Raw genomic sequence first — 19,846 nt, 5'->3', positions numbered from 1 at the left:
CCCCGTGAACAGAAACGCCGTCCGACCCACGACAGACGCACCCGGCACCACCGAACCGGATGTCAGATCCGCCAACCCGGCCAGCAACTGCTCGCGATCGCGGCCGAGCACCACCGCGCGCCGGTCCCACTGTGCCCTGGTTTCGATCAGCGAAGAGGCCACATTCCACAGGTCCGCATCGGGATTGTCGATCAGCCACTGCCGCAACCGCTTCGTCTGGCCCGGTAGCGCGTCGGCGGTCTTGGCCGACACCAGCAACGGCACCAGATCCGCACGGACGGGAACACCATTGTCGGTGGTCTCGCCATCGGACGGTGTGACCGTCGTGGGTGCTTCTTCGACGATGATGTGGGCGTTGGTGCCACTGATGCCGAAGGACGACACCCCCGCGCGCCGCACCCGGTCCACCGAGCCGGGCCACGGCTCCGCCTCGGTCAAGATCCGTACCGACCCCGCCGACCAATCCACATGCGGCGACGGCGCGTCCACATGCAACGTCCTCGGCAACATCTCATGCCGCAACGCCTGCACAACCTTGATCACCCCACCCACACCCGCAGCCGCCTGCGAATGCCCGATATTCGACTTCAACGAACCGATCCGCAACGGCTCCGCACGACCCTGCCCATACGCCGCGATCAACGCCTGCGCTTCGATCGGATCACCCAACGTCGTACCGGTACCGTGCGCCTCGACCGCGTCCACGTCCGCCGGACTCAGGCCCGCGGCCTGCAATGCGGCCGCGATCACCCGCTCCTGCGACGGACCGTTCGGCGCCGACAACCCATTCGAAGCGCCGTCCTGATTCACCGCCGAACCCGGGATCACGGCAAGTACGTTGTGGCCCAACCGTTTCGCATCCGAGAGTCGCTCCAACACCAGCACACCGACACCCTCGGCCCAGCCCACGCCATCGGCCGACGCCGAAAAGGACTTGCACCGCCCGTCCCTGGCCAAACCGCGCTGCCGGGAGAACTCGATGAACAGGAACGGGGTCGACATCACCGTCACCCCACCCGCCAGCACGAGTGACGTCTCCCCGCGCCGCAGCGCCTGACACGCCAGATGAATCGCGACCAGCGACGACGAGCACGCCGTATCCACTGTCACCGCAGGGCCTTCCAGCCCCAACGTGTACGACACCCGACCCGACACCACACTGCCCGCCGAACCGGTCCCGGCGTAGCCCTCGGCCACCGGACCCGCCGCTCTGGCCGTGTGCTCGTAGTCCGCGTACATCACTCCCGCCATGACGCCGGTGTCGCTGCCCCGCAGTGTCGCCGGGTCGATTCCCGCGTCCTCCAACGCCTCCCACGACGCCTCCAGCAACAACCGCTGCTGCGGATCCATCGCCGACGCCTCACGCGGACCGATACCGAAGAACCCGGCATCGAAATCCCCGACACCGCGCAGGAAGCCGCCCTCGCGTGTGTAGACCTTCCCGAACCGGTCCGGGTCGGGATCGAACAGCCCTTCCACGTCCCAACCCCGGTCCAGCGGAAACTCACCGACGGCATCCGCACCCGAGGCGACCAGATCCCACAGCTGTTCCGGCGATTCGATACCACCCGGGTAGCGACAGCTCATGCCCACGATGGCGATCGGCTCGTCGATCTTCTCCCGCAGCTGCGTCAGATCGTCGCGCGTCGTCATGAGCTCGACAGTGACCTTTTTCAGGTACTCCAACATGCGATCGGACGAATCGCCAGTGCTTGTGTCCACGTGTCACATCCAGGTATTTCGAGGTTGACGAAGGAACCCGGTGTCGCGAGCGGCGACACGGGCTCAATGCGCTATCGTCAGTGTTCGGTCAGAGGTCGGTGCGGACGCGGCGACTCAACGAGTCGGCCAGCGACAGCCAGTTCGCTGCGTAATGTCTCGCCAGCTCGGCCACCGCGGGCGCGCAGTGCGTCGGCAGACTTTCGGCCATCGCTGGCCAGTCGACCGCGTCGGGTCCAGAGAATTCCAACAATCGCAACAGCTTTCGACCGGACTCGGTGAAGCGCAGCGACGGATCGGCGCGCAGTCGGCGCACCGATGTCGTGAGATCGGGTGACGAACCCGCGGATACGGGCGCGGCCGGCCCGGACGTCACTCGATCATGCCGTCGATCGTGGGGCAGGGCAGCCGATTCCGTTCGCAGACACCGCCGCACGTCCTTGGCGGTGGTCGGTGATACCCCTGCGGCCGACGCGATTTCCCTGGTCGAGGCGGTCGGATTCGCTTGCAGGAACTCGCGCGCCCGACGGCGGCGCTCCCCGGCGTCGACCGGAAACGGTGCGCCGGCGCGTCCGATCCGCCGCATGGGCGGGTGCGGAATTTCCGCACCCGGCCGCCGTCGCAGCGCTGCGACGGTCTTATCCGAGAGCCCGGCGACTGCCCCGAGACGCCTATTCGACCATTCGGGAAAATCGGCGAGCATCCGTGCGGCCGCGGCCTTTCGATCTGCCAGCGACAAGGGGAGACCGCGGGCGCTGTTGAGTTCGACGGCGAGTACGAATGCTTCGCGCGGTTCACCGTCGAAGAAGACGGCGTTGATCGTGGCCGCCTTCCGCCGACGCGCGGCCATCAGACGGTGGACGCCATCGATCACCGTCATAGTGGCGCGATGCACGACAATCGGCGGCGGCGGTCCGGGTAATTGCGCGAGCAGGGCGACGTGTCGAGGATTCACTCCCCCAGACCGGACGGTATCCGATACGCGAAGCCTCTCGGTCGCGAGCTCTGTTACTTCCGACAGTCCCTGGTGGATGACGGCTCGAAAGCGCGTTTCAGCAGGCACAGGGTGCTCGACTGCTACCAAAACGTAGTCCATGCGAACGCTTCCCTCTACCGCGGTGAAAGGTGAGCTCGCGACGACGCCGTCGGTATCAGCACACTCGACACCCGCGACCAGCGGCCTACATCCCCCACCCCGACAATGAAATCAGTACTCACTCGACATCTCTTCTCGCTAGGCCGGCTCCTCGAATTGTGCTCGAGTAGCCGCCGAGCAACTCGCTCGTCCAGTAGCCTGCCAGCCTGGTCAGGTTCTCGCAACCGATGGGCGATCTTTTGTTGACGCTTCTTCTATCGGCTATATTCGGCGGGCAGACGGCCGTTGGGCAGGCCGAAAACCCGTCGCAGTCACGCCGGAAACAGCGTCGCGCTCACACCGGACGCCAGCGCCGTCGATACGAATCCGGTATCACTGTCAATCGTCGCTCCACAAATGCACGACGAAACGTCACTCGTCACGAAGAAATCGGCGATTCGCCCCTACACACCGCTGTCACCTGGCATTATCCATCGAATCGACATCCACCTCCTTCTTCCATACCATTCCATCCAGCCGTTTCCGGCAAGCGCACGAGCGTCCGACCCCGGCGCCTGGTGGGTCGAATATAATGCCGCGGAGAGAACGGCCTCTACCGATGGACGTGATATTTACGCACATATCATAATGCTTTTGGAATTGTAACCATGCGATGACCAAAACGATCTGCAGTCATTCTGAACCAGCAATTCCAACTTGCTATCACGGCAAACTGGCAGCGATCGGTGTCACCATTCTTCGCATGGTCGCCGGGACAGCACTGTGAAACTCATATGACGTACCTATTTCCGGCCCCGGCGCGAATTCGGTAGACTTTCGCGAACCAACTGGTGACGTTGCGCGGGTGCGCCGATAGGACGCCGACCGTTTCGTTGTGTTCGACGGCCGAAGCGGGTGATGGGCGATTCCGCTAGGAGAGGGCCGGATCAAGATCGAGACAGCGTCACGGAATGGGACGCGGCCTCTCATGGCCGGACGGTTTCGGACCAGTGGGCGGAGTTGTCATCATGCGGCCCCAAAGCTCTAGCGGGATTCACTGTGCGCAGGGGTTTCGGCTCGTGGTGTATCGAGCTTCGACCTGTGTATCGGATGCTATGGCGTGGCATGTATCGAAACATCCGCCATACCGGACAGGAATATCCGCATAGCAGCCAACGCTGCGCTCAATATGGTGTGCCTCGCGCTGCCGAACCCGGCGCGGTGCCGCACTCTGGCCCTGGCGGCTGATGGGGATCTATCACGGTGGTGGTCATGCTGTACTACCTCTATCCACGGCTACCAGCGCAGGCCGGCGGCGTCCACTCAGAGAATCCGGTCTTCCACGGTCATGTCGAGTTCGCCATGGCCGAAGTTCGCCAGCGCCTGCTCGGCGGCGTTGGCCAGATGCCGGCCGGCCCTATGCACGTCACGCCGATGTCGTTCCAGCACATCGGGAGTCCGGGCCGAGCGACCACCGGCGATCCGGGTTGACATCTCGACCGCGTCCATCGCGCGCTCGGTGGCTCGGCCCTGGTCGCGGCGGGCGCGTAGCCGCAGTTCGAGCGGAATGTCCTCGCCCGCTTCGGCATAGCGCAGTTCCTCGGACAGATTGCGATCCATCTGCAGGATCGCGGCGACGATCTCCGAGGCGGTGCGGGCAAGGCGCACCGCGACGGCGGCGTCGACGGTCCGCTCCCGCATGCGCTCGACGAAGGCCGCATAGGCGCCCTGCACGGCGCCGAGCACAGGCGCGGCGACCCCGGTGGACGGGCATGCCGCCGAGATGGTCCGAACGATCTCGAAGAATTCCGCCGGTGACGATTCGTCGCCGCCGAATTCCGGGGCTGCAACATGCGGAAGACGCCCGCTTCGACCAGGTCACGAATCGTCTGTTCCGGTACGCGCCGTTGCTGTTCGGCCTGCTCGGGTCGCTGCCGGATGCCAGGCACAAGACCACGAACCCGGTCAAGTGTCTTGTGGTTGGTCATAGTTGCCCTGCGTTGTATCGAAGCTGCGTCGTGGTGTCGAAGCGACCGGATGGCTCTGTGGACAGGCGCATCCTGTCACGACAACTGCAGATGTGCTCACGGAGCTCTTCCCAGCCGTGGGTCGCCGTCCATCTGTAGCGCGGACGGGCCTGGCCTGGCACATTCCTTCGAACCAGATGTCCCACGTCGGGTCACTCGGGAATTGCTGAATGCCGTGAGGGTTTCGCGGTATGGAGATACCCGGGAATAACGGCGCGGAAATATCAAGTCGGCCGGCCTACGGCTGCGATCCGGCCGACCGGGACCGGTTGAACCGGCTGATCGACGACACGACGACGACATCTTCGCACGCCATTCTGTCGGCGCTGCTGCGCTCGGCGGATAGCGACACCACGCGAGATCCGTTGTGGCGGCGGTGTGTTTTCGTTCACTGCGCGGCCAGGGTGTTCCCGTCGAACGCCGCGTCGGTGACGACGCAAAACGCGCGGATTCGGCTGATCGGTGACAGAGGTTTGCGCTCGTGGCAGCATCACGGGGGTGACCAACCATATCGCGGCGTTCCGTCGCGAGCGGGATACCGTTTTGGACTTCTGCGCCCAGCTCACGCCAGCGGAATGGGCGGCGCCGAGCCGGGCCGCGGGCTGGCGGGTACGCGATGTCATCGCCCATCTCGGGTCGGAGTGCCACCTGAACTTCACCCCGGATCTGGTCAAGGTCCTACGCTCCCGAAATATCGAGCGACTCAACGACGATTTCGTCGCCCGACGCGCCGACTGGGACAACGATCGCGTGGTCGGGGAAATGGCGAGGTGGAGTTCGCGGATCGCCACCGCGGCTTGCACGGCCCAACGGTGGCCGCTTGCATCGATCCGCATCCCGATCGGCGAACTCGGTTCCTACCCACTGCGTTTGCTACCGTCGCTGCTGACCTTCGACTTCCACACCCACCTGCGCCACGACATCGCGCCCGCACTCGACAAGCAGATCCCCGCCACCGACACCGACCGGATGAGTTCGATACTGGAATGGATGTTGGCTCTACTGGCCGACTTCGGTGCGAACGACAGGAACTGGCTCGACCAGCCGATCGGGTTGACGCTGACCGGAACCGGCGGCGGCACATGGCGACTCGAGCCCATCGGGCACGGACGGCTGCGCGTGGTGGTCGGCTCCGATGACCAGACAGCCGCGCAAATCACCAGTGCTGCGATGGATTTCCCGTCCTGGGCGACAACCCGCACGCCCTGGCGATCCCACAGCGTCGCCATCACCGGCGACACCGAACTCGCCGAACACTTCCTCGACTCGATCAACCTGGTCTGACCTCCGCCCCGCAATCGGCACGACTTCAGTCTCGTAGACCGGACAGGGTGACAGCGACCAAGCGATCGATGGCCGCCTCGCTGGTCAAGGTGGCCGCAGCGGTCAGGGCGTGCAGGCAGTAGTTGGCCAGTTCATCGGGGGCCACGTCGTCGCGGAGTTCGCCGCTGCGGGCGCCGTCGGCGATCAAATCGCCGATCATGCCGCGTAGCTGCTGCTGTGCTTCGGCGATCTGCTCGTCGGGATGCAGGAACTTCACGAGCTCGGTGTCGTGGCTTCGGGTCTGCTGGGCGATGTGTGCGTAGGTGGTGAGCACCGCGTGCAGACGCTTGCCGGGAGTGTCGGCGCTGTCGCGGATCTCGGTGAGTTGGCGTAGGTGACCGGTGATCTGGCGGGCATGCCAGGCGTGCAGGATCGCGTCCACGTCCGGGAAGTATTTGTACAGCGTCGCCCGCCCGATACCGGCCGCATCGGCGATCTGCGACATCGTCACCGCGCGCAACCCGTGCTCGAACACCAGCGCGGCGGTCGTATCCATGATCGCGGTGCGCACCTCGCGGCGGTGCATCTCGATCGTCTCGTTCCACAGCTTCGGCACCCACCAAGCATACATAGCGACATCACTGAGTACATCTTCTATTGACTGTAGACACAATGTATCGCAAAATCTGAGTGGAGGGATCTCGACGCAACAGACGGAGAGCCAGATGACTCAGTCACACAGCCACTTTCATCCCGACATCGCCGTGGCGGCGGACCTGTATGCCCAACGCCCACCCTGGGACATCGACCGACCCCAGCCCGCCTTCGTCGCACTCGCCGAGGCCGGTGCGATCGAGGGGCAGGTACTCGACATCGGTTGTGGAACCGGTGAGCACGCACTGCTCGCCGCCGCTCTCGGCCTCGACGCCACCGGCATCGATCTGGCCGACAACGCCCTGGATTGGGCCCGGCGCAAGGCGCACGACCGCGGCCTGACCGCAAGGTTCTTGTATCGGGACGCACTCACGCTCACCGAGTGGAACGAATCCTTCGACACTGTGCTCGACTGCGGACTGTTCCACATCTTCGACGCCAACGACCGTGCCACCTACGTCGCGGGGCTGTGGTCGGTGATCCGACCCGGCGGCCGCTACTTCATGCTCGGTTTCAGCGACCGCCAACCCGGCATCGGCGGGCCGCATCGGCTGACTCGCGACGAGATCACCGCCGCGTTCGCGCAAGGGTGGCGCATCGAGTCCATCGAAGCCGCCACCATCGAGATCACCACCGACCCTGAAGGCATCCGAGCCTGGCTGGTCGCGGCCACCAAGCCGGAACCGGCGCAGCAATGACCGCATCGACCGTCCAGGCGCGGATCGAAACCGACTGCGCGACAGGGTATCTCGCTCAACTGATCAAGCATGCCACCGCAATGGCGGGCACCGGCGGACACCGGATCTCAGGACACAAACCCATCACCGACGAGGTGGAGGTCACCATCGAATCGTCGGAAACCGACGGTGTCATCACGTTCGGCTCATGGGGCCGCTGCACCCTCCACGCCGGAACCGACGCCTTGACCGCACACATCGACGCCGCCGACGAGGAAAAGCTCGCACGGATCCAAACCATCATCGGCAGGAACCTCGATCGGTTCGCCCGACGCGAGGACATCACCGTCGACTGGCAAAGAACCGATGACTCAGGCGCCCCCGCTGCGCCTGATGATCCGCCGGCACCCGCCACGGCCGATCGCCGTCGACTCGTAGCTTTCGCCTTGCCCGCGGTCGTCGCGGCGCTGGCGATCGCACTACATCTCGGGCTCGGCGCCGCCGTGCTGACGAACGGGAACTGGATTCGCGGCACCGCCGGCCTGATCCTCGTGCTCGCACTGGCGAAAACGGCTGTTGTCCTCGGCGGCATCGCCTTTCGACGGAAATGGTCGCACCGGTCGCACCAGCACCGGAACTGAGCGAGGCCCCGGCCGAGGACCAAATCCACTCGGTCTCGACCAGGGATCGGATACAAGAACCTGGGCGCACCCGCGTTCGACTACCGATCCCATGCATGAACGGCTCCACCAAGCCGACGAGCGGCGAATATCGTCGCAGTAGATGATCGTCGGCCTGGCACCGCTACTGGACGCCTTCGGTCGGGATCCGCTGCGGCTCGGTCACCGGTCGTGTAGGGATTCGATTGCCGCGCGGAGTTTGGTGGCGGCTTCGGCGGCGATGGGTTCGAGTGCGGGTTCGCCGGTGACTTGGACCAGCAGATCCGGGTTCATGGCTTCGACGATGATGGTGTCCTCGGCTGTGGGGTCACGGCGGACGGTCACGTTGCAGGGCAGCAGAAGCCCGATCTGTCGGTTGATGCCGACCGCGCGGTGGGCCAGGGGTGGGTTGCAGGCACCGAGGATGCGATAGTCTTCCATGTCCTCGCCGAGTTTGGCTTTCAGCGTCGCTTTCATGTCGATGTCGGTGAGCACCCCGAATCCCTGTTCGGACAGGGCTTTTCGGGTCAGGTCGATGGCTTGGTCGAAGGTGATGGCGTGGAGGGTGGTGGCCAGGGCCAGGTTCATGGTGTGGTCTGCTTTCTCCTCGGTTCGGGTGTGGTCACCAGAGGTCACGCCTGAGGTGTCGGGCAGCTGGCCGGCTCGGCGGGGACACCCAGCCGCCGCAGCAGCAGTGTCGCCGGGCACCAGCCCACGGCGCTGTAGAGCAGTAGGTTCGCACCGACGAACCCGGTGAAGATAAGCCACCACGGCGAGAACACCCCGGCCAGCAAGACGCTGATCAGCACGAACGTGCCCGCCAGCAGCGGCACGACGCGCGCGATGGACCAGCCGTGATGTCGAGGTAGTTGCCGCATGGTGTATGTCATCCAATCTGTCGGGGTGCCCGATTCCGGGTTGATCAGGCGAGGGCGAGGAACAGTTTCTCCAGTTCGGCTTCGGACATAGGCTCCGAGCCGTCGGCGGTGTCGCCGGTGAGGCATTCGCGCAGGCCGGTGGCGACGATTTTGAATCCGGCACGATCCAGCGCTTTCGACACGGCCGCGAGTTGGGTGACGACGTCCTTGCAGTCGCGGCCTTGTTCGATCATCGAGATGACCCCGGCGAGCTGGCCGTGGGCGCGGCGCAGGCGGTTGAGTACCTGGGCGATGGTCTCTTCGTTGCCGACCATGGTGTGTTTTCCTTTCCTCGGTCAATTCAACCAACGATACCCGGTGGGGTATTTCCGGGCTCGGGGTGAGCCGAGCCCGGGACGGCGATGTCAGAGATGGGCGAAGCTGATCGAGGGCAGGGCCCTGCGCAGCCAGGCTGGCGACCACCAGGCGGCGTGCCCGGTGAGGTGCAGCAGCACCGGCAGCAGCACCAGGCGGACAGCGAACGCGTCCAGCAGCACGGCGACACCGAGGATGATGCCCATCTCCTTGGGCGGCAGTGGGTCGGCGAGGGCGAAGGTGAAGAACACCGCCACCATTACCGCGGCTGCGGCGAAGATCACGCGCCCGGAGTGGGCCATGCCGTCGATTTGTGCGGTCTTGGGGTCGTTGGAGTGTTCGTAGTGTTCTTTGGCGGTGGCGAGTAGGAACACGGTGTAGTCCATGGCGATGGCGAAGATCATGGCGAAGAAGAACACCGGTCCCCAGCCGTCGAGGAAGCCTTGCGGGGTGAAGCCGAGCAGGCCCGCGCCGTGGCCGTCTTGGAAGATGAGTTTTGCGACGCCGAAGGCCGCGGCGGTGGACAGCAGGCTGACCACGGTGCCGAGGGCGGCGATCAAGGGTGCTTGCAGTGCGATGAGGAGCAGTGCGAATCCCAGCACGAGGATGATCCCGACGATGAGCGGGAGGTAGTCGTTGAGGGCCTGCTGCAGGTCCAGGTTTTCCGCAGGAGCGCCGCCGACCAGTGCGGCGGACGGTAAGGCGTCGCGCAGATTGTGCAGGATTTCGCCCATGCGCGCATCGGATGGATCGACGCTTGGTATGGCTTGCATCATCACCAATCCGCCACCGTCGCTTGCTGGTTGGGCGGGGGTGACCATGCTGATCCCGTCCACGTTCGTGGCGACCGCCGTGACCGGTGCGGCCTCGTCGGCGGGGGCGATGATCTGCAGCATGCCCGGCGCGCCCTCACCCATTTGGGCCTGCGCGAGCTCATACCCTTTACGCACCGGCGCATCGGCGGGCACGACCTGGATCGAGGGCATCGCGACCTTCAGCCCGAACACCGGAATCGACAAGGCGATTAACACGAACAGCGCGCCGATCGCGAATGGCCACGGCTTGTCGTGCAGCAGCCGACCCCAGGCCGCGAAGCGGGGGGAACGGTGCTGCTGGCGCTTGGCGTACGGCAGCGCGCCCGCATTGACCCTTGCGCCCAATGCCCCCAGCGCGGCGGGCAGCAGTGTCATGGTGGCCGCGAGTACGAATGCCACCGCGAACATGATCCCGACGGCCATGGTCCGCACCGCCGGTGCGGGCACGATGAGCACCGCCGACAGGCTGACCAGCACCGTAAGTCCGGACAGCACAATGGCTTTGCCCGCGGTGTCCATGGTTTCGGCCACTGCCGCCTTGGCGTTGGGTGCGGTGGTGAGTGCGTCGCGGAAGCGGGCGACGATGAACAGCGCGTAGTCGATGCCCAGTGCCAGGGCGAACATCATGGCGAAGTTCATCGCCCACACCGAGATCGGTGTGATCTGGTTGAGCAGCACCAGCCCGCCGGCCGAGGCCACCAGCCCGGCCAGGGTGAGCAGCAACGGCAGCCCAGCGGCGACCAGTGAGCCGAACGCCAGCACCATGATCGCCAAAGTGACCGGCCAGGAGAACATTTCGGCCTTGATCATGGCGTCGTGATTGGCCTTGTTGAAATCACTCCACAACGCCGAAGCCCCGGTGGGGTAGACCTCGATTCCATTGCCGGACAACGCGGTCAGCGCATCCTTGTGCTCGTCGACGGCCTTGACCATGTCATCGGCGGAGGCATTCGCGCCCGCGATGAGGATGCCGGTGTGGCCGTCGGGGCTGATCGACATCCCCGGTTGCGGCGCGACGACTTCGCCGAAGCGTGTATCGCCGGCGAAGACTCCGGTGATTTCAGCGAGCACCTTCCGTACCTGCGGACTGTCGATCGATGCGGTGTCGGAATGCACCACCACCTGCACCGCCGCCGAGGAGTTACCGCCGAAGTGCTGCTGGGCGAGCTCGCGCACACGCACCGACTCCGAACCGTTGGCCTGCCACCCCGCCCCCGCGAGAGAGGTGAACACACTCGGCGCGGCGGCACCGAGCACGATCAACACCAGCAACCACGCGCCGAACACGATCCGGGCGCGCCCAGCCATCGCTGCCCCGAGCCTGCCCAATACCCCGCCGGATCGGTCCGGTAGCGAGATGTCGTGTGCCGGGGAAACCACCACCGAGTCGGTCATCGCCTTCTCCTTTCATACCCCCAGGGGTATATTGGATTCGAATTGAACTATACCCCCATGGGTATTTGACGGAAGGGTGGCCTCCGGCACAGCACGTGCGGGAGCGGCTACACGCCGACAGGAGGAGAGGAACATGGCCGCGATAGATCTCTACGTCGATCCGGTCTGCCCGTTCGGATGGGTGACCGCCCAGTGGTTGCTGGATGCGGCCCGCGACACAGGTCGGCAGGCGCTACGGCAGATGAGCTTGGCCGTACTCAACGAGGACGCTGCCGTCGACGCCCGCCACCAGCCGATGATCGACAGATCCCGGCGCGGCTCGGACGGCTCTTCGCGGCCGTCGGCCGGACGGATTCACGCGGCTGTATCACGCAGTCGGCACCAGCGCCCACATCCGGCGAGAAGAGATCGCCCCCGAAACAATCGCCGACACCCTCCTTGCCCTCGGGATGGACCGATCACTGACGAATACCCTCGACGACAACGAGCTCGACGAAGCGGTCGCCCGGGCCCACGACGCCAGCCAGCAGGCATTGGGCGGGCGAGGCGGAAGCCCGATCATCGCCATCGACGGCCACGCCTTCTTCGGCCCGGTGCTGGCCCGGGTTCCCGAGCGTAAGCAGGGCTCGGCCCAGACTTCCCCGAACCGGCGCCCCGGCCGAACCCCAGAAATATTGTGGCGTCAGCTTTCTCGGATGGTCAGTGGTAGTGGTGTCGCGGTCGCGGTGATATCGGGGGTGATCTGCGTTGTGGCGGTGGGTGCGCAGCACGCACATCCGTCGGCGGTCGGGTTGGATGGGAGTTGTTGCAGGGCAATGGGTTCGGATTTGGCGGTGCCAGGAAGTAGGCGTAGGCGTCCCGCGCGGATGCCGTTGCCGATGACGAAGACTTCGGTGACTTCGTGGATCAGGACCACCGTGGCCAACCCGAGGACACCGAACGCAGCGAGGGGACCAGTGAGAGCGCGATCGCGGCGGATAGGCCGATGTTCTGCAGCATGATGTGGCGGGCGTGGGCGAGTGCTTGGGGTAGGTGGCGCAGGTCTGTGCCCATGAGTGCAACGTCGGCGGTTTCGATGGCGACGTCGGTTTTCATGGCGCCCATGGCGATACCGACATCCGCGGTGGCCAGGGCGGGTGCGTCGTTGACACCGTCGCCGACCATCGCGACCGCGCCGCGATGGGTCCCGCGCAGCTGCTCGATGAGGGCGGCCTTGTCGGTGGGATGCAATTCGGCGTGTACGTCGGTGATACCGGCTTGGGCGGCCAATGCTGTTGCGGTGCGCAGGTTGTCGCCGGTGAGCATGCTCACCGACACCCCGGCAGCGCGCAGCGCGCTGATCGTCTCGGCGGCTTCGGGGCGCAGTTCGTCGCGGATACCGATAGTCCCCAAGACGGTGTGGTCGTGCTCAATGACCGCGACGGTCGTGCCCGCGTCCTGCAACCGCGTCACTTCGGCCTGTAGGGTGCCCGGGGATATCCAGCGGGGCTTGCCCAGCCGTGCGGGGCGTCCGTCGACGATGCGCACGACCTTGGCCAGCCAGTTGTCTTCAACGGTTGCGGTGGCCTCGATGGTCAGGGCTCCGGTGGCGTTGATGGAACCCGCGAATGCGGTATCGCCCGGTCCGATCTCGACCGGCATCGATTCGCCGGTGATCGCCGAGGTGTCTACCGCGGAGCGTCCCTCGCGCACGATGCCGTCGCTGGCGACCCGCTCCCCGCCCGCACCACCATCCGATCCCCCACAACCAGCTCACCCGGTTCGATTGTGCGCTGGGTGCCCTCACGCAGCACGATCACCTGCGTGGGCACCAGGGCCGGCAGGCCGCGCAGGCCGCGGCGGGTGCTGGTCAGTGAATAGTCTTCGAGGGCTTCGCTGATCGAGAACAGGAACGCCAACGCGGCGGCCTCGGCGAACTGCCCCAACACCAGCGCCCCCGATCAGCGCGATCCTCATCAGGGTGCCCACCCCGATCCGGCCACGGCGCAGTCCACACAGCGTGCCGGGCACGAACGTCGCGCCACCGATCACCGCGGCACCCAGATACGCCACCACACCCGCGATGTGTGAACCCGCCAGTCCGGCAACGAAACCCACGAGGACCAACAATCCGGCCGCGGCGGCGAACTGCAGGTTCGCCGACAAGCACCGACCACACTTGCCGAAATCGCATCCTTGATCGCGGCGTGGATTGGCGGTCAAACCCGAAAATCGCAGTCCGGCTGCTGAACGCTCCAGTCCGAGCCCCGGATCTTGTTCGCAGACAACAGCTCTCGGTACTGCTCGCACGAGGTCCGGCAGGCTGGTCTCCCAATCGCCAAGGACGAAGCACCCACGGAGATCCTCGGTTCGAGGCTTTCCCACAATAGCTCTGCCACTCTGCCCGCGTCGCTGAGGTCGACGTGGATGGCTGGGGTCCCTGGCAAGCAGTATCCCGGACCTGGTCGCTCGTTCGGAGTCCCTCCAGCAGCACAGCCACCGCGCCCGGGTTGTCGAGGGAGACATGGACGGCAGGGTCACGCGCAGGCTGTATCCGGGCCCGATCGTCCGGTCCACGAATCGACCTGACCGGCACCGGTCGCGAACGTCGACGACAAGATCGGCCACCTCGAGTCGACCCGGCAGGCACCGGTTCCGGCGGGTCAGAAGATCCCGGCGATGTACGGCGCGCCGCTGCGTGTCCAGCCGGTCAGTAGCCCCTGCAGTTTTTCCTCGGCATACGGGTGGCCCGCCGCGGCGGCGGCGCGAAAGAACTCCGCCGCCTCGTCTCGGTCCCGTACCTCGAGGACCACCGCCAAGTTGTACATGGAGGTGACATCGCCCGCCACGGCCCCACGACGCCACCACTTTTCGTACTCCGCGACCCGCTCGCGGCGGAAGTACAACGAGCCGAGGTTAGCCATCGCCGCACCGGAACCAGCGTCGACGGCCACCCGCAACCACCGCTCGGCCTCCTCCTCCCGTCCCAGCTCCGACAGCAGGTTGCCGAGGTTGCTGATCGCCTTCGTATCCCCCGCCTCGGCAGCCTGCGCATAGAATTCGACTGCCTCCTCTCTATCCCCTCGCTCGACCAGCTGCAACGCCAGATTGAATGCCGCGTCAGCATTCCCAGCCCCCGCCGCAGCCCGATACCAGCGTTCCGATTCAGCGAGCTGCCGCTGTTCGGATTTCAGAAACCCGAGGTTGTACATCGCTTTCGCATCCCCGGCCGCGGCCGCCCGCACCCACCACGTCTCAGCAGTGGACTCATCGTCGCGTTCGACAGCCCGCAAGCCCAACGTCCGCATCGCACCGACATGCCCCGCCGACGCCGCCACCCTATATTCCGGCTCCGCCTCCACCGCACGGTCCGCACGCGTCAACGCCTCAGCACGCTCGTACGCCGCCGCCCCACCATCACCATTCATACCGAACCTTCCCTGCGCTCACCCCCGACCGTATCGCGCTGCGCCAGTACGTATTCGCACCCCTGACAAGCGCCGCCGCACGCGACTCGGGCGCTACCTGACGTCCGAGCAGCACCCTACCCGCCGGTAGTCACCGAACGCGGGCACCGAGACCGCCGTCGGGCTCGGCTGCTCGACGGACATGGCTCAGCTCCGCCCCCTCGATCACGTTCGCGGCTGTCCAGCCGCCTGCACCGACACCGAGCACAGCCGTGATCGCGCACGTGCCGAGGATGAGACGTTGAATCATGTGTAACCCCTTTTCGATTCGAAAGCGGTACAGAGCTGATCGACAGCTCGGAAGCCGAGATCATCGGGAGGTTCCGAACGGAAACGTCATCGGTGGGACACGGCCGCCAAACGACCGGGGCGCTGGACCACGTTATAGGCGGTCAGCCCGGGGCTGTCCGGCGTGCGGCGCGTGCTGTCGCGCTCGGTCGTCGGTGAGGTGTGCGGGGTTCTATGCGTCGGCGGACAGTTGACGGGTGGCACCGCTTAGCGGTGCCACTCCTCATTTCGGGTTCGGTACGCGATCTAGCCGGAGTGGCGGCGTGCGACCTCGTTGAGTGCGGGGCCGAGCTTGTCGCCGATGAGTGCGGTTGCGTCGGGGTGTGCCTGGTGCCCTCGCACGTACGATTTGCGAAGTACGCGGGAGGCCTCGGAATCCTGGAGCTGGCCCCCGCCGCAAAGTAGCAGGGCTGCACGGTGCCGAGCTGGCGCGAGCCAGTGTCAGCGCGGTGAGAGGAAGCGCCAATTCTGTTGCGGCACATCGAGGCAGGTCCACTGATGGAGCGGGTCACCGTCGCCGTTTCCGCCATGATCAACGTCGAGGCATGAGTGGTTGTCGGTGTTGCCCGAGCGGAACTTCCACATATCGTTGCCGAGATAAACCGGCGTCCACACCTGCGCGGGAATGTTCTCGCAACCCATGACTCGAATGGGGGCGCCATCGGCACGGCTCCCATTCTCCACGTCGAGGCACAGCGCCGACTTTCCCGGCCGCTTCAGAACGAACTTCTTGTCGGTTCCCGGCACTCCCGCGCCGTCGATGAACCATTGCTGGGTGGTCGGCACGCTGCACGGCCGGAATCGGACGGCGGATGCGGGTGGGCGGGTTTAGGCTGCTGATATGGAGCGGGGTGGGGCGGCGCTGGTGGGACGAGAGGCCGAACTGCGGGCGCTGCGAACGGCGTTGGACGAGGCGGTCGCGGGACGCCCGCACATGGTGGTGTGCTCAGGGGAGGCGGGGATCGGCAAGACGCGATTGCTCACGGAGGTGGCGCAGGAGGCGGAGCAGCGAGGGCTGGCGGTGTTGTGGGCGCGGTCGTTGGAATTGGCCGACGCGCCGCCGTACTGGCTGTGGCGGCAGGTGTCGGATAGTGCAGGCGGGTCCGTCGATCGGGCGGGGCTGTTCGAAGGCATTGTCGAGAGTTTGGCGCAAGCCACCGATGTGACCGGCGGGCTGCTGGTGGTGGACGACATCCAGTGGGCCGATGAGCCGTCGCTGGTGGCGCTGTTGCATGTGGTGCGCTCGCTGCGCGGGCGGCGGCTGCTCATCTGTGCGGCGGAGCGACCGCACCGGGAATCGCCGGGATGGCGGGCGGTGAAGCCGCGCCTGTTGTCCGAAGGGGCCGTGGAAAGCATAGCCGTGCAGGGACTTTCGCTCGAGGAGACGGAGCGCTACCTCACGATCGTCGCGGGCCGGGAGATCGACACGCCGTTCGCGCGCACGGTTCGCAACCTGACCGGCGGCAATCCGTTCTATATTCGTGAACTCGGCCGGAGCGTGCCATCGGTGCCCGGCGCCACCTCGCCTGTCCTGCCGCCGCGGTTGGTCGATGTCGTGCACGCGCGGATCGAGGCACTTTCCCCCGCCACGCGGGAGTTGTTGGTGTCGACATCGATTCTCGGCGAGGAGTTCTCACTCGTCGTGGCGGCCAGCTTGGTCGAACGCACTGTGCTGCAGTGCCTGCCCGCGGTGGACGAGGCGATCCGTGCCGGAGTCCTCACTACGAACAGCGCCGCGGGCCGGGTCGCTTTCGCCCACGGCATTGTGCGCACCGCACTCGTCGCCGAACTGCCGCTGGAACGACGCGTTGGACTGCATGTCCGCGCGGCCCACGCGATCGAGGAACTGTTCGCCGACGACATCGCCGAGCATTTCGCCGAATTGGCGCGGCATTGGGGTGAAGTCGCCATCACCGGTGACCGTGAGCCCGCGGCGCGGTGGGCGCGCCGAGCCGCCGATCACGCCGCAGCGGGTCTCGCGCACGAGGAAGCCGACCGGCTCTACGGACTCGCGCTCGAATACAGTCCCGCAGCCGACTCGCCGGACAGGGCGCGGCTGCTGCTCGCGAAATCCCTCGCCGCCGTGCGCTCGGGGCGACTGGCCGCGGCCGGCGCCGTGTGCGTCGAAGCCTTCAGCCTCGCACGCCGTCTGCAGGACGCGACGCTGATGGCCGAGGCCGTGCTCGTGCTGGAGCCGATCGGTGAACGCCGCTGGGATCGCGATCTACGCGATCGATGTGAGGAGGCGCTGGCCCACCTCACCGACACTCAGTCGGCCTGTTGCGCCCGCGTGCTGGCCCGCAAGGCTGAAACCCTGCTATACCTGGGCGAATACGCTGAGGTGCGGAACACCTCCGCCACCGCACTGCGGCACGCCTTCATCTCCGGAGACCGCGATGCCTTCGCAGCCGCCCTCAATGCCCGCCAATTGGCTTGCGGCGGACCGGAATACGTGAAAGAGCGGGAGACGCTCGCCGCGCGCATGATCGAAGTGGGCCTACAGTCCCGCAATCCCGCCATCGAGCTGCGCGGCCGACTGTGGGCGGCCGACACCCATTGGCAGTGCGGGCGACTCGACGAGGCCGACCGCACCGTCGCCGCGCTGGCCTGGTGCGTTGAACGCGTCGGCGGACCGGTTGCACGCTGGCATCTGCTCGTCGCACAGGCCGCCTGCGCTCAGGCCCGCGCCGATTTCGAGACCGCACTACGGCTCGGTGGTGAGGCATACGCCCTGCTCGCGCGCTTGGAGCACCCCGCGGCATATGGCGCCTACTCCTCCCTGCTCACCACGATCGGCCACCACTACGGGTACGCACACGACCCCGAACTGCGGCTGCCGTCGGATCGGCTCGACGATGTCCGCAACGAGTTGTTCAGCTCGATCGGACCTGCCTTCGCCATGCTGGGCCAGGGCCGGACCGCTGAAGCCGAGCAGCTGTACCGGCGGGCCGGTGCCCCGCCGAATTGGGTTGTGCCGCCATATTTCGCCCTCGACGCGCTCGCGGTGGGCGCCCACCTCGCCGTCGCATCGAACGCGACGGAGGACATCGAATACTTCCACCGGCGACTCGCGTCCTGGCGCGACCACCACATCGCCAGCGGCACCGGGGGCTCGAAGTATTTCGGCCCCGTCGAACTGGTGTTGGGCAAAACCGCTGCCGCCCTCTCGCGGTGGGAGGACGCGGAGACAGATCTCGTCGCGGCTTCCCGGATCTCGGCCGCAATCGGGGCCCCGGCGTTCGCGGTGGAAGCCGAGGCCGAGCGGGCATTGCTGGGCCTGCGGCGCGGCGATGCCGCGGCCGCCCGAGCCATCGCCGGGAACGCCCTGCCCAAGGCGAGGGTCCTGTCCATGACACCCTGGATCGCGCGCCTCGAACAACTCCTGGAAACTACAGGTGCACAACCGCTTTCACCCCGCGAGCAAGAGGTCGCCGCGCTTGTCGCAGCCGGTCACAGCAACCGCGAGATCGCCCGTACGTTGGTGATCTCCGAACGCACCGCACAGAATCACGTCCAGCACATCCTGGTCAAACTCGGCTACACCCGACGCAGCCAGATCGCGGCGTGGGCGGCACGAAGGTAACGAGAAATGCGCTCCCCCGTACCGGTTTTCGTCCAACTCATCACGACCCCCGGAATCAGTCTCGCCCAATACGAATCGGTGCAATCCGCCATCGGCAGCGACCGCATCGGTGGAATCCTGCTGAGCGTAGCCGGATTCATAGACGGCGACATGCACTCCATCGACGTATGGGACACTCCGGCCTCCGCCGAACGATTCGCCGCCGATCGACTCTTCCCCGCGTTCGAACGCGCGGGCGTCATCCCCGACCCGGACATCACCGTTGTGACCTACGACGCTCGCGTTGTCGTCTGCGGTGAGTAACCAATGAGCAGTCGATAAGTACTTCAGTCCATTTCGGACCCCGTGACCGCCCCCGTAGCGTCGGACGCACGGCATTCACCGCCGCACATCCACCTCGGGAGCACCGATGAAACGCCAGGTCCTGGTGGCCGCCGCCACCGCCACCCTGATCACCGGCTGCATGAGCAGCCTCGGTGGCACAGCCTCCGCCGCGCCCGCACGATCGCCCGAGGGGACCGTCTCGGTGACACTGCGCGGCACCCACGGCAGTTACGACGTGGCCTGCAGCGACATCAACACTGAGTTCAAAGTGTCGCCGAGTTCGGGGACTATCGATTGGGCCGCAACGGCACACGACATCGACATCAGTTTCGCCGCCCAGGACCTGCGCCGCGGCCTGCTGCCCGCTGTGGTCGTGACACCCGCCGCCGGGCAGCTCGGACCCGGCCAGAGCACTGTGGTGCGAGTGCGCGGATCGGTCGCGGCCCCCACGAAGAAGTTCTGGATCTGGGTGATCGCCCCGAACGGCACCGGCCGCGGCGGTGTGGGCGTCGAATTCACCTGCCGTGCCCGCTGAGCGTTCGATTAGGCTCGCGGGTCAAAATGTCGCTGTCGGTCAGGACTGCATGCGCCCACGGGACGCCACGGCGATCGGGTTGTCGCTCAACACGATCGGCAGCAGCAAGGCGTTTCAGATCCACACCACCAGCCGGCTGATGCTCATCGGCTCT

General features: G+C 66.0%; 16 protein-coding genes and 3 pseudogenes. 7 read left to right on the top strand and 12 right to left on the bottom strand.

The window, feature by feature from the left end; genetic code table 11:
- The 3 genes from ON44_RS35590 to ON44_RS53045 all read right to left on the bottom strand — a co-directional run.
- On the bottom strand, window positions 1–1,689 hold a 1,689-nt coding region (locus ON44_RS35590), incomplete at its 3' end, for a type I polyketide synthase (RefSeq protein WP_040698811.1).
- A gap of 121 nt (window positions 1,690–1,810) precedes the next feature.
- Window positions 1,811–2,674, bottom strand: coding sequence for a ParB/RepB/Spo0J family partition protein (locus ON44_RS35585; protein ID WP_218007700.1), 864 nt, complete (start codon window positions 2,672–2,674; stop codon window positions 1,811–1,813).
- A gap of 1,443 nt (window positions 2,675–4,117) precedes the next feature.
- Window positions 4,118–4,540, bottom strand: coding sequence for an acyl-CoA dehydrogenase family protein (locus ON44_RS53045; protein ID WP_051182791.1), 423 nt, complete (start codon window positions 4,538–4,540; stop codon window positions 4,118–4,120).
- 779 nt (window positions 4,541–5,319) lie between these two features.
- Between ON44_RS53045 and ON44_RS35575 the strand changes: the two genes are divergently transcribed.
- Entirely contained in the window at window positions 5,320–6,105 is a 786-nt protein-coding gene (locus ON44_RS35575; protein WP_040698805.1) for a maleylpyruvate isomerase N-terminal domain-containing protein, read from the top strand.
- 25 nt (window positions 6,106–6,130) lie between these two features.
- On the opposite strand, the gene ON44_RS35570 is transcribed toward ON44_RS35575, so the two are convergent.
- Entirely contained in the window at window positions 6,131–6,700 is a 570-nt protein-coding gene (locus ON44_RS35570; RefSeq protein ID WP_040698809.1) for a TetR/AcrR family transcriptional regulator, read from the bottom strand.
- A gap of 109 nt (window positions 6,701–6,809) precedes the next feature.
- On the opposite strand from ON44_RS35570, the gene ON44_RS35565 reads away from it, so the two are divergent.
- Window positions 6,810–7,436 carry a class I SAM-dependent methyltransferase gene (locus ON44_RS35565; protein WP_040698804.1) on the top strand — a complete coding sequence of 209 codons (627 nt, stop codon included), beginning with the start codon at window positions 6,810–6,812 and terminating at the stop codon, window positions 7,434–7,436.
- Entirely contained in the window at window positions 7,433–8,056 is a 624-nt protein-coding gene (locus ON44_RS35560) for a DUF2218 domain-containing protein (protein ID WP_040698803.1), read from the top strand. Before ON44_RS35565 ends, ON44_RS35560 begins: the two co-directional genes overlap by 4 nt.
- A gap of 201 nt (window positions 8,057–8,257) precedes the next feature.
- Here the strand turns inward: ON44_RS35560 and ON44_RS35555 are convergent, their stop codons facing one another.
- The 4 genes from ON44_RS35555 to ON44_RS35540 form a co-directional block, all read right to left on the bottom strand.
- Window positions 8,258–8,662, bottom strand: a complete 405-nt coding sequence (locus ON44_RS35555) for a DUF302 domain-containing protein (protein ID WP_040698802.1) — start codon at window positions 8,660–8,662, stop codon at window positions 8,258–8,260.
- Window positions 8,663–8,706: 44 nt separating this feature from the next.
- A complete protein-coding gene (locus ON44_RS35550) occupies window positions 8,707–8,964 on the bottom strand; it encodes a YgaP family membrane protein (RefSeq protein WP_245567472.1) in 258 nt (85 codons plus the stop codon).
- Between the two features lie 32 nt (window positions 8,965–8,996).
- Complete coding sequence (locus ON44_RS35545; protein WP_040698801.1) at window positions 8,997–9,266, bottom strand: metal-sensitive transcriptional regulator; 270 nt, start codon at window positions 9,264–9,266, stop codon at window positions 8,997–8,999.
- Window positions 9,267–9,356: 90 nt separating this feature from the next.
- Window positions 9,357–11,516 (bottom strand): MMPL family transporter, encoded by a 2,160-nt coding sequence (locus ON44_RS35540; RefSeq protein WP_040698800.1) that lies wholly within the window; start codon window positions 11,514–11,516, stop codon window positions 9,357–9,359.
- 362 nt (window positions 11,517–11,878) lie between these two features.
- Between ON44_RS35540 and ON44_RS54220 the strand changes: the two are divergent.
- Window positions 11,879–12,073, top strand: a pseudogene (locus tag ON44_RS54220) (mycothiol-dependent nitroreductase Rv2466c family protein); the annotation flags it as partial.
- A gap of 125 nt (window positions 12,074–12,198) precedes the next feature.
- On the opposite strand, the pseudogene ON44_RS48920 reads toward ON44_RS54220, so the two are convergent.
- The 4 genes and pseudogenes from ON44_RS48920 to ON44_RS35525 form a co-directional block, all read right to left on the bottom strand.
- Window positions 12,199–13,505, bottom strand: a pseudogene (locus ON44_RS48920) (heavy metal translocating P-type ATPase); the annotation flags it as partial.
- A gap of 653 nt (window positions 13,506–14,158) precedes the next feature.
- Window positions 14,159–14,923: a tetratricopeptide repeat protein gene (locus tag ON44_RS35530; protein WP_051182787.1), complete on the bottom strand. Its 765-nt coding sequence runs from the start codon at window positions 14,921–14,923 to the stop codon at window positions 14,159–14,161.
- Window positions 14,924–15,053: 130 nt separating this feature from the next.
- On the bottom strand, window positions 15,054–15,212 hold the full coding sequence (locus tag ON44_RS50835; protein ID WP_157187449.1) for a hypothetical protein: 159 nt from the start codon (window positions 15,210–15,212) through the stop codon (window positions 15,054–15,056).
- Between the two features lie 479 nt (window positions 15,213–15,691).
- Window positions 15,692–16,051: pseudogene (locus tag ON44_RS35525) on the bottom strand (RICIN domain-containing protein); the annotation flags it as partial.
- A gap of 40 nt (window positions 16,052–16,091) precedes the next feature.
- Here ON44_RS35525 and ON44_RS35520 point away from each other — a divergent pair.
- From ON44_RS35520 to ON44_RS35510, 3 genes are all read left to right on the top strand, one after another.
- Window positions 16,092–18,833, top strand: a complete 2,742-nt coding sequence (locus ON44_RS35520) for an ATP-binding protein (protein ID WP_040698798.1) — start codon at window positions 16,092–16,094, stop codon at window positions 18,831–18,833.
- Window positions 18,834–18,839: 6 nt separating this feature from the next.
- Window positions 18,840–19,136, top strand: a complete 297-nt coding sequence (locus ON44_RS35515; protein WP_040698797.1) for a hypothetical protein — start codon at window positions 18,840–18,842, stop codon at window positions 19,134–19,136.
- A gap of 106 nt (window positions 19,137–19,242) precedes the next feature.
- A complete protein-coding gene (locus ON44_RS35510) occupies window positions 19,243–19,692 on the top strand; it encodes a hypothetical protein (RefSeq protein ID WP_040698796.1) in 450 nt (149 codons plus the stop codon).
- The last annotated feature ends 154 nt before the right edge of the window (window positions 19,693–19,846 follow it).

The organism is Nocardia vinacea NBRC 16497, assembly GCF_000308835.1.
In the GTDB taxonomy this organism is placed as follows: Bacteria; Actinomycetota; Actinomycetes; order Mycobacteriales; family Mycobacteriaceae; genus Nocardia; species Nocardia vinacea.
This window is presented reverse-complemented; position numbering and strand designations above follow the sequence as displayed.